Origin of the sequence: Pectobacterium betavasculorum, from assembly GCF_000749845.1 — a bacterium.
GTDB classification, from domain to species: domain Bacteria; phylum Pseudomonadota; class Gammaproteobacteria; order Enterobacterales; family Enterobacteriaceae; genus Pectobacterium; species Pectobacterium betavasculorum.
In genome coordinates this window covers 216230-232798 of the sequence record NZ_JQHM01000003.1, presented here as the reverse complement: position 1 = coordinate 232798, position 16569 = coordinate 216230, and the positions used below count along the sequence as shown (strand labels likewise).

15 protein-coding genes are annotated in these 16569 nt (G+C 50.7%); 9 read left to right on the top strand and 6 right to left on the bottom strand.

Annotated elements, in window-relative coordinates; genetic code table 11:
* Positions 1-4: 4 nt before the first annotated feature.
* Entirely contained in the window at positions 5-2668 is a 2664-nt protein-coding gene (gene aceE, locus KP22_RS11095) for a pyruvate dehydrogenase (acetyl-transferring), homodimeric type (RefSeq protein WP_039305813.1), read from the bottom strand.
* A 142-nt stretch (positions 2669-2810) separates the two neighbouring features.
* Positions 2811-3575, bottom strand: coding sequence for a pyruvate dehydrogenase complex transcriptional repressor PdhR (gene pdhR / locus KP22_RS11090; RefSeq protein WP_039305810.1), 765 nt, complete (start codon positions 3573-3575; stop codon positions 2811-2813).
* Between the two features lie 666 nt (positions 3576-4241).
* Between pdhR and KP22_RS11085 the strand changes: the two genes are divergently transcribed.
* Positions 4242-5600: an amino acid permease gene (locus KP22_RS11085; RefSeq protein WP_039305807.1), complete on the top strand. Its 1359-nt coding sequence runs from the start codon at positions 4242-4244 to the stop codon at positions 5598-5600.
* A gap of 244 nt (positions 5601-5844) precedes the next feature.
* Here the strand turns inward: KP22_RS11085 and ampE are convergent, their stop codons facing one another.
* Positions 5845-6699 (bottom strand): beta-lactamase regulator AmpE, encoded by an 855-nt coding sequence (gene ampE, locus KP22_RS11080; protein WP_039324261.1) that lies wholly within the window; start codon positions 6697-6699, stop codon positions 5845-5847.
* Entirely contained in the window at positions 6696-7271 is a 576-nt protein-coding gene (gene ampD / locus KP22_RS11075) for a 1,6-anhydro-N-acetylmuramyl-L-alanine amidase AmpD (RefSeq protein ID WP_039324258.1), read from the bottom strand. The genes ampE and ampD overlap by 4 nt, the downstream gene beginning before the upstream one ends.
* Positions 7272-7683: 412 nt before the next feature.
* On the opposite strand from ampD, the gene KP22_RS11070 reads away from it, so the two are divergent.
* The 5 genes from KP22_RS11070 (at position 7684) to hofC (ending at position 13020) form a co-directional block, all read left to right on the top strand.
* A complete protein-coding gene (locus KP22_RS11070; RefSeq protein ID WP_039324256.1) occupies positions 7684-8544 on the top strand; it encodes a nucleoside-specific channel-forming protein Tsx in 861 nt (286 codons plus the stop codon).
* 144 nt (positions 8545-8688) lie between these two features.
* The gene (nadC, locus tag KP22_RS11065) at positions 8689-9579 is read left to right on the top strand and encodes a carboxylating nicotinate-nucleotide diphosphorylase (protein ID WP_039324254.1); all 891 of its coding nucleotides are present in this window, start codon (positions 8689-8691) and stop codon (positions 9577-9579) included.
* Between the two features lie 317 nt (positions 9580-9896).
* Positions 9897-10343, top strand: a complete 447-nt coding sequence (ppdD, locus tag KP22_RS11060) for a prepilin peptidase-dependent pilin (RefSeq protein WP_039324251.1) — start codon at positions 9897-9899, stop codon at positions 10341-10343.
* Between the two features lie 2 nt (positions 10344-10345).
* Positions 10346-11818, top strand: coding sequence for a type II secretion system protein GspE (gspE, locus tag KP22_RS11055; RefSeq protein ID WP_039324249.1), 1473 nt, complete (start codon positions 10346-10348; stop codon positions 11816-11818).
* Positions 11815-13020: a protein transport protein HofC gene (gene hofC / locus KP22_RS11050; RefSeq protein WP_039324246.1), complete on the top strand. Its 1206-nt coding sequence runs from the start codon at positions 11815-11817 to the stop codon at positions 13018-13020. Before gspE ends, hofC begins: the two co-directional genes overlap by 4 nt.
* Before the next feature lie 89 nt (positions 13021-13109).
* On the opposite strand, the gene KP22_RS11045 is transcribed toward hofC, so the two are convergent.
* A complete protein-coding gene (locus KP22_RS11045) occupies positions 13110-14150 on the bottom strand; it encodes a GMP reductase (protein ID WP_039305789.1) in 1041 nt (346 codons plus the stop codon).
* 292 nt (positions 14151-14442) lie between these two features.
* Here KP22_RS11045 and coaE point away from each other — a divergent pair, with 292 nt between their 5' ends.
* From coaE to yacG, 3 genes are all read left to right on the top strand, one after another.
* Positions 14443-15069 (top strand): dephospho-CoA kinase, encoded by a 627-nt coding sequence (gene coaE, locus KP22_RS11040; protein WP_039324244.1) that lies wholly within the window; start codon positions 14443-14445, stop codon positions 15067-15069.
* Positions 15062-15814, top strand: coding sequence for a cell division protein ZapD (gene zapD, locus KP22_RS11035; protein ID WP_039305785.1), 753 nt, complete (start codon positions 15062-15064; stop codon positions 15812-15814). The genes coaE and zapD overlap by 8 nt, the downstream gene beginning before the upstream one ends.
* Before the next feature lie 70 nt (positions 15815-15884).
* Positions 15885-16079, top strand: coding sequence for a DNA gyrase inhibitor YacG (gene yacG, locus KP22_RS11030; RefSeq protein ID WP_039305782.1), 195 nt, complete (start codon positions 15885-15887; stop codon positions 16077-16079).
* A gap of 43 nt (positions 16080-16122) precedes the next feature.
* Here yacG and mutT read toward each other — a convergent pair whose 3' ends face one another.
* Positions 16123-16518 carry an 8-oxo-dGTP diphosphatase MutT gene (mutT, locus tag KP22_RS11025; protein ID WP_039324241.1) on the bottom strand — a complete coding sequence of 132 codons (396 nt, stop codon included), beginning with the start codon at positions 16516-16518 and terminating at the stop codon, positions 16123-16125.
* Positions 16519-16569: the final 51 nt, after the last annotated feature.

Sequence of the window (16569 nt, the reverse complement as noted above, 5' to 3'; positions counted from 1 at the left end):
CCTCTTATGCCAGACGCGGGTTAACTTTATCTGCATCGATGCTGAATTTAGTGATGGCATCTGCAACCACTTTCTTATCGATTTCACCGCGTTTAGCCAGTTCACCCAGAGCCGCAACCACGACGTAAGACGCATCCACTTCGAAGTGGTGACGCAGGTTCTCACGGCTGTCAGAACGACCGAAACCGTCAGTACCCAGTACGCGGTAATCGCTAGCAGGGACGAAGTTACGGATTTGCTCAGCAAACAGCTTCATGTAGTCAGTAGACGCAACCGCTGGCGCATCACTCATTACCTGAGCCACGTAAGGTACGCGCGGTGTTTCAGTCGGATGCAGCATGTTCCAACGCTCACAATCCTGACCTTCACGCGCCAGTTCAGTGAAGGAGGTTACGCTGAATACGTCAGAACCAACGCCGTAGTCTTTCGCCAGAATCTGCGCCGCTTCACGTACGTGACGCAGGATAGAACCAGAGCCAAGCAGTTGAACTTTACCTTTGCTACCGTCAACCGTTTCCAGCTTGTAGATACCCTTACGGATACCTTCTTCCGCACCCTGCGGCATCGCAGGCATGTGGTAGTTTTCGTTCAGCGTGGTGATGTAGTAGTAAATGTTTTCCTGCGCTTCACCGTACATGCGGTGCAGACCATCATGCATGATCACCGCCACTTCATAGGCGAACGCCGGATCGTAGGAGATACAGTTCGGGATAGTCAGAGACTGAATGTGGCTGTGGCCATCTTCATGTTGCAGACCTTCACCGTTCAGCGTCGTACGACCGGAAGTCCCCCCGATCAGGAAGCCACGCGCCTGTTGGTCACCCGCAGCCCAGCACAGGTCGCCGATACGTTGGAAACCGAACATGGAGTAGTAGATGTAGAACGGAATCATTGGCAGGTTGTTGGTGCTGTAAGACGTTGCCGCCGCCAGCCAGGAAGAGCCTGCGCCCAGTTCGTTGATACCTTCCTGCAGAATCTGACCTTTCTGGTCTTCTTTGTAGTAAGCAACCTGCTCACGGTCCTGCGGGATGTACTGCTGGCCTTTCGGGCTGTAAATACCGATCTGGCGGAACAGACCTTCCATACCAAAGGTACGCGCTTCATCGGCAATGATCGGAACCAGACGATCTTTGATAGATTGGTTCTTCAGCATCACGTTCAGAGCACGTACAAACGCGATAGTGGTAGAGATTTCTTTGTTCTGCTCTTCCAGCAGGCTGCTGAAATCTTCCAGCGTTGGCAATTCCAGCTTCTCATCAAAGTTTGGCTGACGAGACGGCAGGTAACCACCCAGCGCCTGACGGCGTTCGTGCAGATACTTGTACTCTTCGGAATCTTTATCGAAGGTGATGTACGGCAGTTGTTCGATGTTTTCATCGCTAACTGGCACGTTGAAGCGGTCACGGAAATAGCGCACGCCATCCATGTTAACTTTCTTAACCTGGTGAGCGATGTTCTTACCTTCCGCCGCGTCGCCCATACCATAACCTTTAATGGTATGCGCCAGAATAACGGTTGGTTTGCCTTTGGTGTCCTGCGCTTTTTTCAGTGCAGCGTAGACTTTCTTCGGATCGTGACCACCACGGTTCAGTGACCAAATTTGATCGTCGGTCCAGTCTTTAACCAGTTCAGCCGTCTCCGGATATTTACCGAAGAAGTGCTCACGCACATAGGCACCGTTTTTGGATTTGAAGGTCTGGTAGTCACCGTCGACGGTTTCTTCCATCAGTTGGATCAGCTTACCGCTGGTATCTTTACGCAGCAGCTCGTCCCAACGATCACCCCACATCACTTTAATCACATCCCAGCCAGCGCCGCTGAAGATGCCTTCCAGTTCGTTGATGATCTTGCCATTACCCGTAACCGGACCATCCAGACGTTGCAGGTTACAGTTGATAACGAACACCAGGTTGTCCAGTTTTTCACGAGTCGCGATGGTGATCGCACCCTTGGATTCTGGTTCGTCCATTTCACCGTCACCCAGGAAGGCATAAACGGTTTGCTTAGAGGTATCTTTCAGACCACGGTTTTCAAGATACTTCAGGAATTTAGCCTGGTAAATAGCACCAATCGGGCCCAGACCCATAGATACGGTCGGGAACTGCCAGAAATCTGGCATCAGTTTCGGGTGCGGATAAGAAGACAGGCCGTTACCGTGAACTTCCTGACGGAAGTTGTTCATCTGATCTTCTGTCAGGCGGCCTTCAAGGAAGGCACGAGCGTAAACGCCCGGAGAAATGTGGCCCTGGAAATAGACCAGGTCGCCGCCGTCCTGCGCAGTGCGAGCACGGAAGAAGTGGTTAAAGCACACTTCATAGAAAGTGGCGGAAGACTGGAAAGAAGCCATGTGGCCACCCAGATCCAGATCTTTTTTCGAAGCGCGCAGTACCGTCACGATCGCGTTCCAGCGGATTGCTGAGCGAATACGACGTTCCAGATCCAGATTACCAGGGTACTCCGGTTCGTCTTCCACTGCGATGGTGTTGATGTATTGACGAGCAGCGGAACCAGCAGCAACGCTAACACCGCCTTTACGCGCTTCACCCAGAACCTGATCTATCAGGAACTGAGCGCGCTCAACACCCTCTTCACGGATGACCGATTCGATCGCCTGCAGCCAGTCGCGGGTTTCGATCGGATCCACGTCATTATTTAAACGATCTGACATGGTTATTCCTTATCTTCTCTAATAAGTTGGTTTATTGGAGCCTGTCTTCCTGCATTCTGGCTTATATTTGGCCATAAGCAAAACGCATGAAGACAGGCTCATCGTCGTCATTGCCGCATTCAGAGCTCCAAAGTACGGATGCTCAATCCCTGCGTTGCTGGAGCCGACGCAGCGATCTCTCACGCCGACTATGTTCCCGGTTAAGATCCAGCAATACTTCCTCAATAAACGCCAGATGGCGGTGTGATGCTTCGCGCGCCTTTTCTGGCTCACGGGCAACAATCGCCTCAAAAATGCTGGCGCGATGAATGCTAACCTGAGCCAGCACTTCACGGCTCAAATAAAGCAATTCAAAATTCTGCCTCACGTTCTGTTCCAGCATCGGCCCCATACAGCGCACCAAATGCAGTAAAACCACATTATGTGTGGCTTCTGTTACAGCAACCTGATACTGCATAACAGCTTCTGACTCGGCGTCCAGATCGCCCGCTTCCCTCGCCTTCTCAATCACGGCATGACAATCCCGGATACGTTGCAAATCCGACTCTGTGCCACGCAGCGCAGCATAGTAGGCAGCAATGCCTTCCAGCGCATGACGCGTTTCCAGAAGATCGAACTGTGATTCGGGATGTGTGCTCAGTAATTCTGCCAGCGGATCGCTGACGCTTTGCCATAGATTGGCTTGAACGAAGGTACCACCACCCTGACGGCGCAAAAGTAAACCTTTGGCTTCCAGACGTTGAATGGCTTCTCTCAGAGAAGGGCGGGAAACATCAAACTGTTTTGCCAGTTCGCGCTCTGGTGGGAGCTTCTCGCCGGGGCGCAAGGTTCCCTCAAGGATCAGAAACTCCAGCTGCTGCTCAATCACATCTGACAGTTTGGGCTGACGGATCTTGCTGTATGTCATAGTGAATTCTTCTCTGCGAATGGCGCGGAGTCAATTGGTAATACCAATTTCAAAAACGTGACGCTAAAGTAACAAAGTATTCACCTTCTGTCCATAAGGACCTTGAGCTAAATCACCAATCCCACCAGATTTTAACAAATGCACGAAAAACATGCGGCAAAGTGATAGCCCGCCTGTGGTATGACCATTAATCCCTCTGTCTATATTTTAACTTTTTTGAAACGTAAAACAGGCAGTGCTGAACCGTTTAAATGCGAAAAAAGTGAATTTTTATTCATAAAATTAGATTTTTTATTCTCATAAAGATGGCACACCCATCAGAAGTCTTCTATCGGGTAAGCGCCATTTTTACCGCGGAGATAAAGAGATAATAAAAGGGAGTAAACCAAAAGAAGTATTCCCTCCTAAATCCCCACTGGTTTCTCATCATCAGGGTTCCATCACAGAGAGATAAAAATTTTGAGGTGGCGATAGTTTTTAATTATCAGACTATAAGAAATCAGTGCAATCTTGCGCGCTTACCACTATTCTCTGGCAAACGGTAGGTATTTCATTATTTAAAGAAACACTGAACCGTAAAAATAAAATTACACAAACGTACAGTCACTAATACGTGTGTTCGTTCACAGCGTATTTTTTACTTGCACTGGCAGAGGGTTAAATTTGATGGATAATCAACAAACGGACGGCACGCTAAAGCGTGGTTTGAAAAACCGTCATATTCAGTTGATTGCCTTGGGCGGCGCGGTCGGAACAGGCCTCTTTCTTGGTATTGCACAGACAATCAAAATGGCTGGGCCATCGGTCCTGTTGGGCTATGCAATTGGCGGTTTGATCGCGTTCCTCATTATGCGCCAGTTGGGTGAGATGGTGGTGGAAGAACCGGTAGCCGGATCGTTCAGCCACTTTGCGTATAAATACTGGGGTGACTTCGCCGGGTTCGCATCTGGATGGAACTACTGGGTGTTGTATGTTCTGGTCGCCATGGCCGAACTCAGCGCCGTAGGGATTTACGTCCAGTACTGGTGGCCAGACATTCCGACCTGGGTATCTGCCGCCGTCTTCTTCCTGCTGATTAACGCCATTAATCTGGCGAACGTCAAAGTCTACGGTGAAATGGAGTTCTGGTTTGCCATCATCAAAGTCGCAGCGATTATTGGCATGATCGCCTTTGGGGGATGGCTGCTGCTCAGCGGTACGGGCGGGCCGGAAGCAACCGTAACCAACCTGTGGGCACAGGGCGGATTCTTCCCGAACGGCGGACTCGGTCTGGTTATGGCGATGGCTGTTATCATGTTCTCATTTGGTGGCCTCGAACTGGTCGGAATTACCGCAGCAGAAGCGGATGACCCAGAGAAAAGCATTCCACGCGCCACCAATCAGGTTATCTACCGCATTCTGATCTTCTACATCGGTTCACTCGCTATCCTACTGTCACTTTACCCATGGGGAAAAGTGGTGGAAGGCGGTAGTCCGTTCGTCATGATCTTCCATGAACTGAACAGCAATGTCGTGGCAACAATACTAAACATCGTGGTACTGACAGCAGCGCTGTCGGTTTACAACAGCTGTGTTTATTGCAACAGCCGCATGCTGTTCGGTCTGGCGAAACAGGGGAATGGGCCGAAAGTACTGGAAACCGTCGATAGCCGTGGCGTACCCGTTGTCGCTATCGGCATCTCCGCACTGGCGACGGCGCTGTGTGTGCTGATCAACTACCTGATTCCCGGCAAAGCGTTCGAGCTATTAATGGCGCTGGTTGTGTCTGCTCTCGTGATTAACTGGGCAATGATCAGCCTGGCGCACCTGAAATTCCGTGCTCAGAAGGATAAAGAAGGTACGGTGACCAAGTTTAAAGCGCTGCTTTATCCGCTGGGTAACTACATTTGCCTGCTGTTCCTGGCGGGTATACTGGTCATCATGTTCCTGACGCCGGGCATTCAGATTTCCGTCATGCTGATCCCTGTCTGGCTGATTATTCTGGGCTTGGGCTACTTTATCAAAAAGAAAAATCAGGTGAATTAAGCCTCAGCGTTCCCCCCTTGCTTTTCCATGGCCGACTCTGTCGGCCATTTTCATATTTGCAGTACACATCACACTTTCCCCAACCTGACCCATTTGTCCATTTTTGCAACCGATTTCATACGCTCTTTTATCCCTATCGAGAGGAATAATCATGCCTACACATTAAGCACAGGGGTCGTATTCATGAAGAACAACGCACTGTCTGTTAATGAGAAATAGGTGCGTTGGGACGTTTGTTGGAGAATCAGACCAGCGCACCATATATCGTTAGGAGCGCGACCACCACCATAAGCACCAGCGTCACCTTTTTCGCCAGCGTTACCGCGGCTTTGGGCGTTTCTACTGGCTCGATGTGGGATTCACGCGCCAGAGAAAATTGAGCCAGCTGAGTTAACACCCAGTATTGCGAGCTACGGGAATCCCCCAGCGATGCGAACCAGGCTGGCAGCGCTTTTTCGCCGTGTCCCAGCAGCGCATAAGCAGCACCAGCCAAACGAGCAGGAATCCAGTCAAGCCAATGCAGCAAGCTATCAACGCCGGACTGCGCGCGTTCCAGCGGCGTGTTGTGCCGTGCTAGCCAGGTCTGTCTGGCGCGTAAAAATGCGTATCCCATCAGCGTAATCGGCCCATAAGGCCCAGCTACGACGAACCAGAATAGCGGAGCTAAATAGAACCGGAAGTTTATCCACAGCAATGCGTTTTGCAGTTCTTTCAATTGCTCACTTTCGCTCGTGCCCACTGGCAGACCGTGAATCAGCGCCAGTTCAGCCGCCATTTCACGGCTAGCATCCGCCTCGCCGCGCTGCGCCGCCTGTAAATAGCGCCGATAGTGCTGACGGATTTCACCCGCGCCAATGCACATCAGGCTGATGACAATCCACAGCAAAAGAGAAATCAGGCCGAACAGAATGCCGCTCGTTAGCCACAGCAGGCCAGCCACCACACCCATGCTGCACAACGTCAGGAATAGCGTTTGAAATAAAGACGGAGGTGGAACATGTCGGAACACCACCTCAAGCCGGTGATCGATCTGCCAGTGCTCCCCCTGTTTGAACAACCGTTCCCATCCCAGCGTAAGCAACAGTGTAAACAGCGTCATTGGTCTAGACTCCCTTTGTTCTCTGTCCAATATTGTTGTAGCAGATGATGATAGCCGTCCCAGTCAAACGCCGGGCCGGGGTCGGTTTTACGACCTGGAGCGATATCGCTATGCCCGGTAATTCGCGACTGTGTGATGGGATAACCCTGCATTAATAGGTGCGTAATCGCAGCCAAAGCGTGATATTGCGCCATAGTAAAGGGCAGCGTATCGGTCCCTTCCAGCTCGATACCAATAGAGAAATCATTGCAGCGTTCACGGCCTTCAAACACAGAAACACCGGCATGCCAAGCTCGCTGATCGAAAGACACGTACTGTGTGATTTGTCCGTCACGGCGGATCAGGCAGTGGGCTGCTACGCGTAAATGGGAAATATCGGCGAAATAGGGATGTGCCGTAGGATCCAAAGTAGCGGTAAACAGTTGATCAATATACGGACCGCCAAACTCACCGGGCGGCAGACTGATATTGTGAATCACCAGTAAGGAAGGCACCTCATTATTCGGGCGACCATCATAATGCGGCGAAGGCGTGTGTGTAATGCCGGATAACCAGCCATTTTCCAAAAGCATCGGCGATAACCTCGCATCGTTAGCCGGCTGAATCAGGCGAAAAGTCAATTTCAGGCGTAAAACAATTGGAACCAAAAGTCCTTGTATTCAAGATACCATGTTTCACGCCATCCTATCTATCCAACCGGGTATCAATAGGTTTTACCGTTCATTTTGTGATATTCCCGTCGCCTTTCTGCCTGTACTCAATACCAATGCCCTTTTATGAAAGTAAAATCCCCAACACCATTATGTGATTAAAATCACATTACAAATGTAATAGCGTAATAAAAGGCAACCGTTTTCGTGCATTGCGTCTATTTTTACTTAGAATGCATGACAAAATTATCTTCTGATTTTTTCAGATATTACCAAAACTTATTTTGCGGTCTTACGCACGACATAAATAACGTCTAACACGATGGTACTTAACATGAAAAAAAATTTCGCCGCAGGTGCCTTACTCGCTCTGTCATGCTCAACGCCAGCCCTTGCTGACGACAATAAAGCCGAATATCTGTCAGACTGGTGGCATCAGAGCATTAACATCGTCGGCAGCGCCCATACGCGCTTCGGACCGCAGTTGAACAGCACGACCTATCTGGAATACGAAGCATTTGCGCGTAAAGACTGGTTCGATTTCTACGGCTACGCCGATGTACCTAAATTTTTCGGTGGTGATCCCGATAGTCGCGGCATTTGGGACAAAGGCTCTCCGCTGTTTGTCGAGATCGAACCGCGCTTTTCTATTGATAAACTGACGGGGGCTGACCTCAGCTTCGGTCCGTTTAAAGAGTGGTACATCGCCAATAACGTTATCTACGATCAGGGTCGCAATAGAGGTTCACGCCAGAGCACCTGGTACATGGGCTTAGGCACCGATATTGATACCGGAACCGATCTGTCTCTCTCATTGAACGGCTATGCCAAATACCAATGGCAGAACTACGGCGCAGCGAACGAAAATGAGTGGGACGGCTACCGCGTAAAAGTAAAATACTCTTACCCGCTGGGCTCTCTGATGGGCGGCAACGTCTCTTATATCAGCTTCACCAATTTCGATTTCGGTTCAGAACTGCGTGATAAGTCGAATTCAAGCCGCACGAACAACTCCATTGCCTCCAGCCATATTTTGGCGCTGGGCTACGACCACTGGCACTACTCTTTCGTTGCACGTTATTTCCACAACGGCGGCCAATGGGCTGATGGCGCAGAACTCAATTTCGGCAAAGGCCCGTTTGAAGTGAAATCTACCGGTTGGGGCTACTACCTGGTCGTCGGTTACAGCTTCTAAAATCATATTTCCTTTCCGGCGAGCGCACATATTCGCCGGAAGATTAATAACAGTAACATTCTGAATTGTAATAATTATCCATTCTGGATGTCCGGATATAAACAAGGTAGCATAGACCTCCGAATCCCCCTTCGGAGTTTTGTCATGTCAACGCGTCGCTACAGTCAGGAACAACGCCAGAAAACCTTGCTTGCTCGTATTGCACAAGATATCCCTGCCAGCGTGCAATTGGCCTTGCGTGAAGATTTAGGTGGCATCGTCGATGCTAATCAAGACATTACCGCGCTTCTGTTACCCGACAACGAGACCGTCAGCGCACGCATTATCACGCGTGAAGCGGGTATATTCTGCGGTACGCGTTGGCTTGAGGAAGTCTTTTCTCAATTGGGCAACACGACAACGATCGTCTGGCACGTCGCCGATGGCGAAACCATCACTCCCAACCAAACGCTCTGTGATATCACAGGACCCGCCAAACAGCTCCTGACAGGTGAACGCACTGCGCTGAATTTCCTGCAAACGCTGTCCGGCGTCGCAACCGAAACCAGCCGCTATGTTGCCGTATTGCAGGGAACGCGCACTCGGTTGTTGGATACGCGCAAAACGCTGCCAGGGCTGCGAACCGCGCTGAAATACGCCGTATCCTGCGGCGGCGGAGACAACCATCGACTCGGTTTATCCGATGCTTTTCTGATCAAGGAAAACCATATCATCGCCGCGGGTTCAATCAAAAATGCGGTAGAGAAAGCACAGTCCTTACGCAGCGATGTTCCGGTAGAAGTAGAAGTCGAATCGCTGGATGAATTGCAACAGGCGTTGGACGCTGGCGCAGATATCATCATGCTGGATAATTTCAGCCTGGATAGCATCCGGGAAGCCGTTGGCTTAACGCAAGGCCGTGCGCTGCTGGAGATATCCGGCAATGTCACCCTGGATACGCTGCGTGGCTATGCGGAAACCGGCGTGGACTATATTTCAGTGGGGGCGTTAACCAAGCACGTACAGGCACTGGACTTATCCATGCGCTTTATCTAATCGCTTCCCTATTTCTACCGACGAGGTGCCATTCCGCACCTCGTTTGCGTTTCTCCATCTCATCCTCTCCATAACATCATAACAATACGACTTCCCAGCTCTGCACGGACTTACTGTCCTGATAATGCGTACCTGTCCGCAAAAATTTTTTAATCCTCTGCAAATTCCTCAAAATATGTCGTAGCGCTTTCCTGTTTTTATTTTCCCCGCTCGTCAGCCTTCACTCCCTTTTCTATGCTGCCAGCCATTCGTATGAATTGGTGCATCGCTATCTTTGTGCATCACAAAAATTTATACCCAACAACAGGGAAATCAACATGACAAAACAACAGGGATTCACACTGATTGAGCTGATGATCGTCATTGCGATCATCGCCATCCTCAGCGCCATTGGCGTGCCGGCCTATCAAGGCTATCTGCAAAAAGCGGCGCTGACGGACATGCTACAAACAATGGTGTCTTATAAAACGCCAGTCGATCTCTGCGGTCTGGAAAATGCCGCTTTTACCGCCTGCAACGCAGGAAATCAGGGAATTCCGGTCAGTAAATCTTCACGCTATGTCAATGCCGTGAGCGTCACCCAAGGGGTAATTACGCTGACTGGGCAGTCCACTCTGCAAGGGCTACGCGTTATTCTGACGCCAACGTGGGACACCGAAACGGGTGCTTCACGCTGGACGAAAAACTGTGCCACGGATGACAACACAGAGAGCCTGCAATCCGCCTGTCAGGACGTTTTCCGTTTCGATAATACGGCGGGTTAATCATGACTGATTCGTCCTTCTCCTCCGAGCATATACTCAGCGAGTTACAGACACTGTGCCGACGTTATCAGGCATTACTACTTAACCTCGATGAACAAACGCTGTCAGTTGCCGTCACCACGTCTCCTTCTGCGGAGATGATTGCCGCACTGCGTTTCGCCAGCAATCGCAGAATTATGGTGGAACAATGGCCACAGGCCAGAATGGAACAACAGCTTAACCCGGTGAATGCCGTTGCCGAGCCCACAGAGACTTACCAAACCAGCGCCGATCGTTCCAGCACCGGGCAACAGGATCAGGATGATGCCTCCCCAGTCGCGCAGTTTATCCATCAAACGCTGCGCCTCGCCGCTCAGCGCCGCGCCTCGGATATCCACTTTGAACCATTACTGGACAGCTATCGTGTGCGGCTACGGATTGACGGTGTGTTGCAGGCAATATCCGCTCCTCCTCCCGAACTGACAAATCGAATTACCGCGCGACTGAAAATCATGGGTAAGTTGAATATTGCCGAACGGCGGTTGCCGCAAGACGGTCAATTCAGCCTGATGCTGGATCAACAAACCTACTCCTTACGTATCGCTACCCTTCCCGTGCAACAGGGAGAAAAAGTCGTACTGCGTATTCTGCAAACACACCAGCAAGAGCTGGCGCTGGATAAGCTTGGGCTCACCGCAAAGGCATTACAGCAGGTTATTAGCGTGCTGAGCGCCGCACAGGGGATGCTGTTAGTCACCGGCCCAACGGGCAGTGGAAAAACAGTAACGCTTTATAGCGCGATACGCTGGCTGAACGATATCAGCCGCAATATCTGTAGCGTAGAAGATCCAGTCGAAATCCCCTTACAGGGAATCAACCAAACGGCAATCAATACTAAAGCCGAACTGGGATTTGGTCGAGTTTTACGGGCGCTGCTGCGACAGGATCCAGACATCATTATGATCGGTGAAATCCGTGACGCTGAAACCGCAGAAATTGCGGTAAAAGCCGCACAAACCGGCCATCTTGTCATGTCCACGCTACATACCAATTCTGCCGTAGAAACCCTGACTCGCCTCAGTCATCTGGGCATCCCCGGTTACCTGTTAGCTGCGGCGCTAAAACTCATCATCGCACAACGCCTTGTTCGTCGGTTATGCCCGCACTGCAAAACCCCAGGAGAACCGCTACTTTCACTACCAAACGACGTATGGCAAGGGCCATTGCACCATTGGCAAGCCCGCGGCTGTAGCCACTGTTTTTCTGGCTACTATGGCCGCGTCGCGCTCTATGAATTACTCCCCATCACGCCAGATTTTCAGTCAGCGCTAGCGAGCAACGCCAGCACAGGGGAATTATCTGCGCTGTCTCGCCATTCAGGTTTTCCAACCTTGCTGGCCGCAGGGCTTGAGTTGGTCAACGACGGCCTGACCTCACTCGCTGAAGTCTACCGTGTGGTAGGCGATGAGCGGTCAATGAATCAGGAGCCGCAATGAGGCTACAGCGCCTATATCACTGGCAGGCCATCACGTCCGAGGGCGAATTTATCGATGGAGAACTCATTAGCACACATCGCCAGCAGGTCTATACCAACCTGATTGCACAGGGCTATCAACCGCTTCTTGTAAAAGCTGGTCATTATCTGTCGCTTCGCTACTGGAAACGCGAACAGTTGGGCGAGTTAATCAAACAGCTTGCTGCCCTGCTACAAGCTGGGTTGCCACTGCTGGAAGCATTAAAACTGGTGTCGGAACAGCACGATCGCCCCGGCTGGCGCTGCGTATTACGGGATGTTCGTACCCACGTTGCTCAGGGAAACTCACTGTCTGAAGCACTACAGGAATATCCTCACATCTTTCCCGTTCTGTATCGTTCCCTCATTGCCGTCGGCGAATTGACCGGCAAGCTAGACGCATGCTGCCTACAGCTCGCCCAGCAGCAAGAAAAACAATCCCGACTGCAACAGAAAGTCATCAAAGCGTTACGTTACCCCTGCTTTGTTTTAGCCATCGCCATGCTGGTCAGTATGATGATGTTAACGCTGGTTCTGCCCGAGTTTGCGTCGCTCTATTCCTCGTTCAATACGCCGTTGCCGTGGTTTACCCGTCAGTTGCTTTATCTGGCAGAAATCATATCTGGCTACGGACTGATTGGGTTGCTGATGCTTAGTTGCCTGATGGTGGGGTACGCCCGCTTGAGGCAGAAACGGCCATTGTGGAAAACCCGAGAACAAGAATGGCTGCTGAAGCTTCCTATCGTATCCAGCCTGTTACGCGGTAAATCGCTGAACCAGATATTCCATATTCTCGCCATGACGCAGCATGCCGGTTTAACGCTCCCAGAAGGGCTGGATGCCGCCGCGACGATCCGTCACCCACTTTATCAGGCCGCAATTCAACAGATACAGGCGCAGCTACATCAGGGGACGTCGCTATACCATGCCACACAGCATCACACCATACTGTTCCCTGCACCTTGTCCGCAGTTGATTCGCGTTGGCGAAGAAACCGGTGCATTGGATGCGATCTTTACACAACTGGCAGAATGGCACGAGGGACGGGTACAGCAGCAGGCTGACATGCTGACACAAACGCTGGAACCGTTGCTGATGATGGTCGTCGGGGGAATGGTTGGGGCGCTAGTGATTGGCATGTATTTGCCTATCTTCCAACTGGGGAATGTATTAGCCAGTGCCTGAACCGGCTAATACAACACGACGCGACAACGTCTACAAATCAGATCGCGCCACCACCGTTAACAGCAGAAAGATGGGACCTGAAGACACAACTATCCGTTGAAAATACGGTTTTCCTGTTCGGCCACACGAATAAACGTTGTACGCTTCGTCAACTCCTTCAAGCGGGATGCGCCGACATAGGTACAGGCCGAACGCAGGCCGCCAAGAATATCGCGTACAGTATTATCTACCGGACCGCGCAGTGGCAGTTTCACGGTTTTTCCTTCTGCTGCACGGTACTCCGCCACGCCGCCAACGTGACGTTCCATCGCAGATGCGGAACTCATCCCGTAGAACAACATCATTTTCTCACCGTTTTCTTCAACGATGGTTCCTTCACATTCATCATGTCCTGCCAGCATACCGCCTAGCATAACAAAATCGGCTCCGCCACCGAATGCTTTCGCGACATCGCCCGGCATCGCGCAACCGCCGTCGCTTACAATTTGTCCACCAAGACCATGTGCCGCATCGGCACATTCAATCACGGCGGAAAGTTGAGGGTAGCCTACACCCGTTTTGACACGCGTAGTGCAGACAGAACCGGGGCCAATACCGACTTTCACGATATCCGCGCCGGAGAGAATGAGTTCTTCCACCATTTCACCCGTCACCACGTTTCCAGCACAGATAACTTTGTCCGGGCAGGCCTCACGCACTTTTTGTAGGAACGTGACAAAGTGCTCAGAATAACCATTTGCTACATCGATACAGATAAATTTCAGTTCAGACGACAGCGCCAGAATTTGCTTTAACTTGATGAAGTCAGCATCAGATGTCCCACTCGATACCATGACATGGCGTAATACCGATTCTGGTGCGTGTTGCACAAACTGGGACCATTGCTCAACAGAATAGTGTTTATGGACAGCCGTCAGAACATCAAAAGAGGCCAGGACTTCCGCCATGCTAAACGTACCCACGGTATCCATATTCGCGGCAATAATCGGGACACCAGACCAGTTGCCCCCGGCATGGAGGAACGTGAATTGACGTTCCAGTTCAACGTCAGAGCGGCTTTTCAGCGTCGAACGCTTTGGCCGGATGAGAACGTCTTTAAAGCCTAACTTTAAATCTTCTTCAATACGCATGAGGTTCGAGTTCCTGGTGAGTGACGGTGACATGTTCAGTATCGTTACTGAGCATAATCGTGTTTTGAAAAATAATGCCCTTTACCAGTGACGTTATCATACGCAGGAATAATCCTACGGCAAGACTGCGATTTTCACTTTATTTGGGATAAAATCAGAAAAATTTACCTATCACCGAACAAAGTGATAGCGTGGAGCAAACTACGGCTTATGCCTGATTGGCTTCAGGGGATGATAATATGTTCCTTTCCCTTGAAAATAGTAGCAATGTTAATTTTTCAACACAGGTGCAATGACATACATCGTAGCCTTAACGGGCGGTATCGGCAGCGGGAAAAGCACCGTAGCTGATGAGTTTGCCAAATTAGGAACCACTATCGTTGATGCGGATATCATCGCGCGTCAGGTAGTCGAGCCAGGGAAACCCGCACTGGATGCCATCAGGCTCCGGTTTGGCGATGCCGTGCTCAATAACGATGGTTCATTGAACCGCACCGCACTACGCCAACGAATATTCTCCTCACCAGAGGAGAAACAGTGGCTGAATAATTTACTCCATCCGTTAATCCATCAGGAAACACAAACCCAGTTTCAGGCCATATCCACACTGTACATTCTGTGGGTCGTCCCTTTACTGGTGGAGAACGGTTTACAGCAGCGAGCACAACGTATTCTGGTCGTTGATGTAGATAGAGAAACCCAGCTTGAACGCACACTGGCCCGCGATGGTATCAGTCTGCTGCAAGCAGAAAACATACTGGCAGCACAGGCAACCCGAGAACAGCGCCTGGCTTATGCCGATGATATTATTGATAACAGTCGCTGCCCAAACGAACTGGCTCCACAGGTTGCGGAATTACACCGCCAGTACCTGGAGCTTGCCGCCTCCGCAGCCGACAGGATGACTAAGAATGAGTGACGCCCCCTCAACGATTTTATTCGAATACCCGCTGAACGAAAAAACACGTACCTGGTTGCGTATCGAATCATTACTACAGCAGTTGCATCAACATCACTCGCTGACCGACATGGGGAGCGCCCTGACATTTTTTCGCGCTATCGCCGAGTTGCTTGATGTGCTGGAACGCGGAGATGTGCGAACCGAGTTGCTGAAAGAACTGGAGCGCCAACAGCAAAAATTGCTGCAATGGAGTGATGTACCGGGCGTTGATATGGAGCGCATCCACTCACTGCGGCGTCAATTGAAAGATCTATCCAGTGCGCTTATGGCAGCACCGCGAATGGGGCAGTTCTTACGAGAAGATCGCCTGATTGGTATGGTACGCCAGCGGCTCGGTATTCCCGGCGGGTGTTGTAGTTTCGACTTGCCAACGCTGCATAGCTGGCTGCATCAGCCTAAGGAACTGCGCGAGAAATTAGTTTCCGGCTGGCTTGGCTCACTGTCACCGCTTAAACAAGCGCTTGATATGATTCTGGAGCTAATCCGCCACTCTGGCATATTCCGTCCACAGACCAGCCTGAATGGTTTCTTTCAGGACAACGCCTCCGATGCTGATCTACTGCGTTTGCGTCTTGAACAGATACATCAGCTCTATCCACAGATATCCGGCCATAAGACACGCTATGCCATCCGTTTTCTGCCATTAGACAGTGAAAACGGCCATATTCCGCCTCATTTGACGTTTGAATTGGCCTGCTGCTAGCCCAATCCCGACAAACGAAAATGTGTTAAGCATCAAATAGGTATTAAGTAAAAACAGAGTGAAAAATTTTATGACAACAGAAATTACGACGGTGAAATGTCCGACCTGCAAGCAGGCGGTCATCTGGGATGAAAACAGTATCTATCGCCCCTTTTGCAGCAAACGTTGTCAGCTTATCGATTTGGGCGAATGGGCTGATGAAGAAAAGCGCATTCCGAGTGATGATATGGTTTCAGACAGTGAAGACTGGAGCGAAACGCGCTAATAGCCACGTTTCGCGATAACGATTTCATACGGGCAGGGTTCGATTAAAGCGATTTCAGCCAGCGGATCATCTCCGCATTCGCTGGCGGAAACTCTTCCTCACGCAACGCCTCCACGTTTACCCAGCGAGATTCCTGACCTTCTCGGCCATAGGGTTCCCCTTTCCACGTTTCAACCAGAAAGAAATGAAGCGTGATGATTCTCTCCGACGTAGAAAACGTTTTATCGTTTAGCGGCTGCGGTGCGCTAGCCTCAATACCCGTTTCTTCGTGCAGCTCACGAATCAGAGCCTGCTCGGGTGTTTCTCCCTCCTCAACTTTACCACCGGGAAACTCCCACATCCCTGCCATATGAACACCATCAGGGCGACGAGCAATGAAATAGTGCTGTTCCGTATTGCGGATGATGCCCACCGCGACGGATAACTGTTTTTGCGTCATGACAATTCCTATCAGATTCTTATCAAGTAAAAGGCGGTCAATGACCGCCTT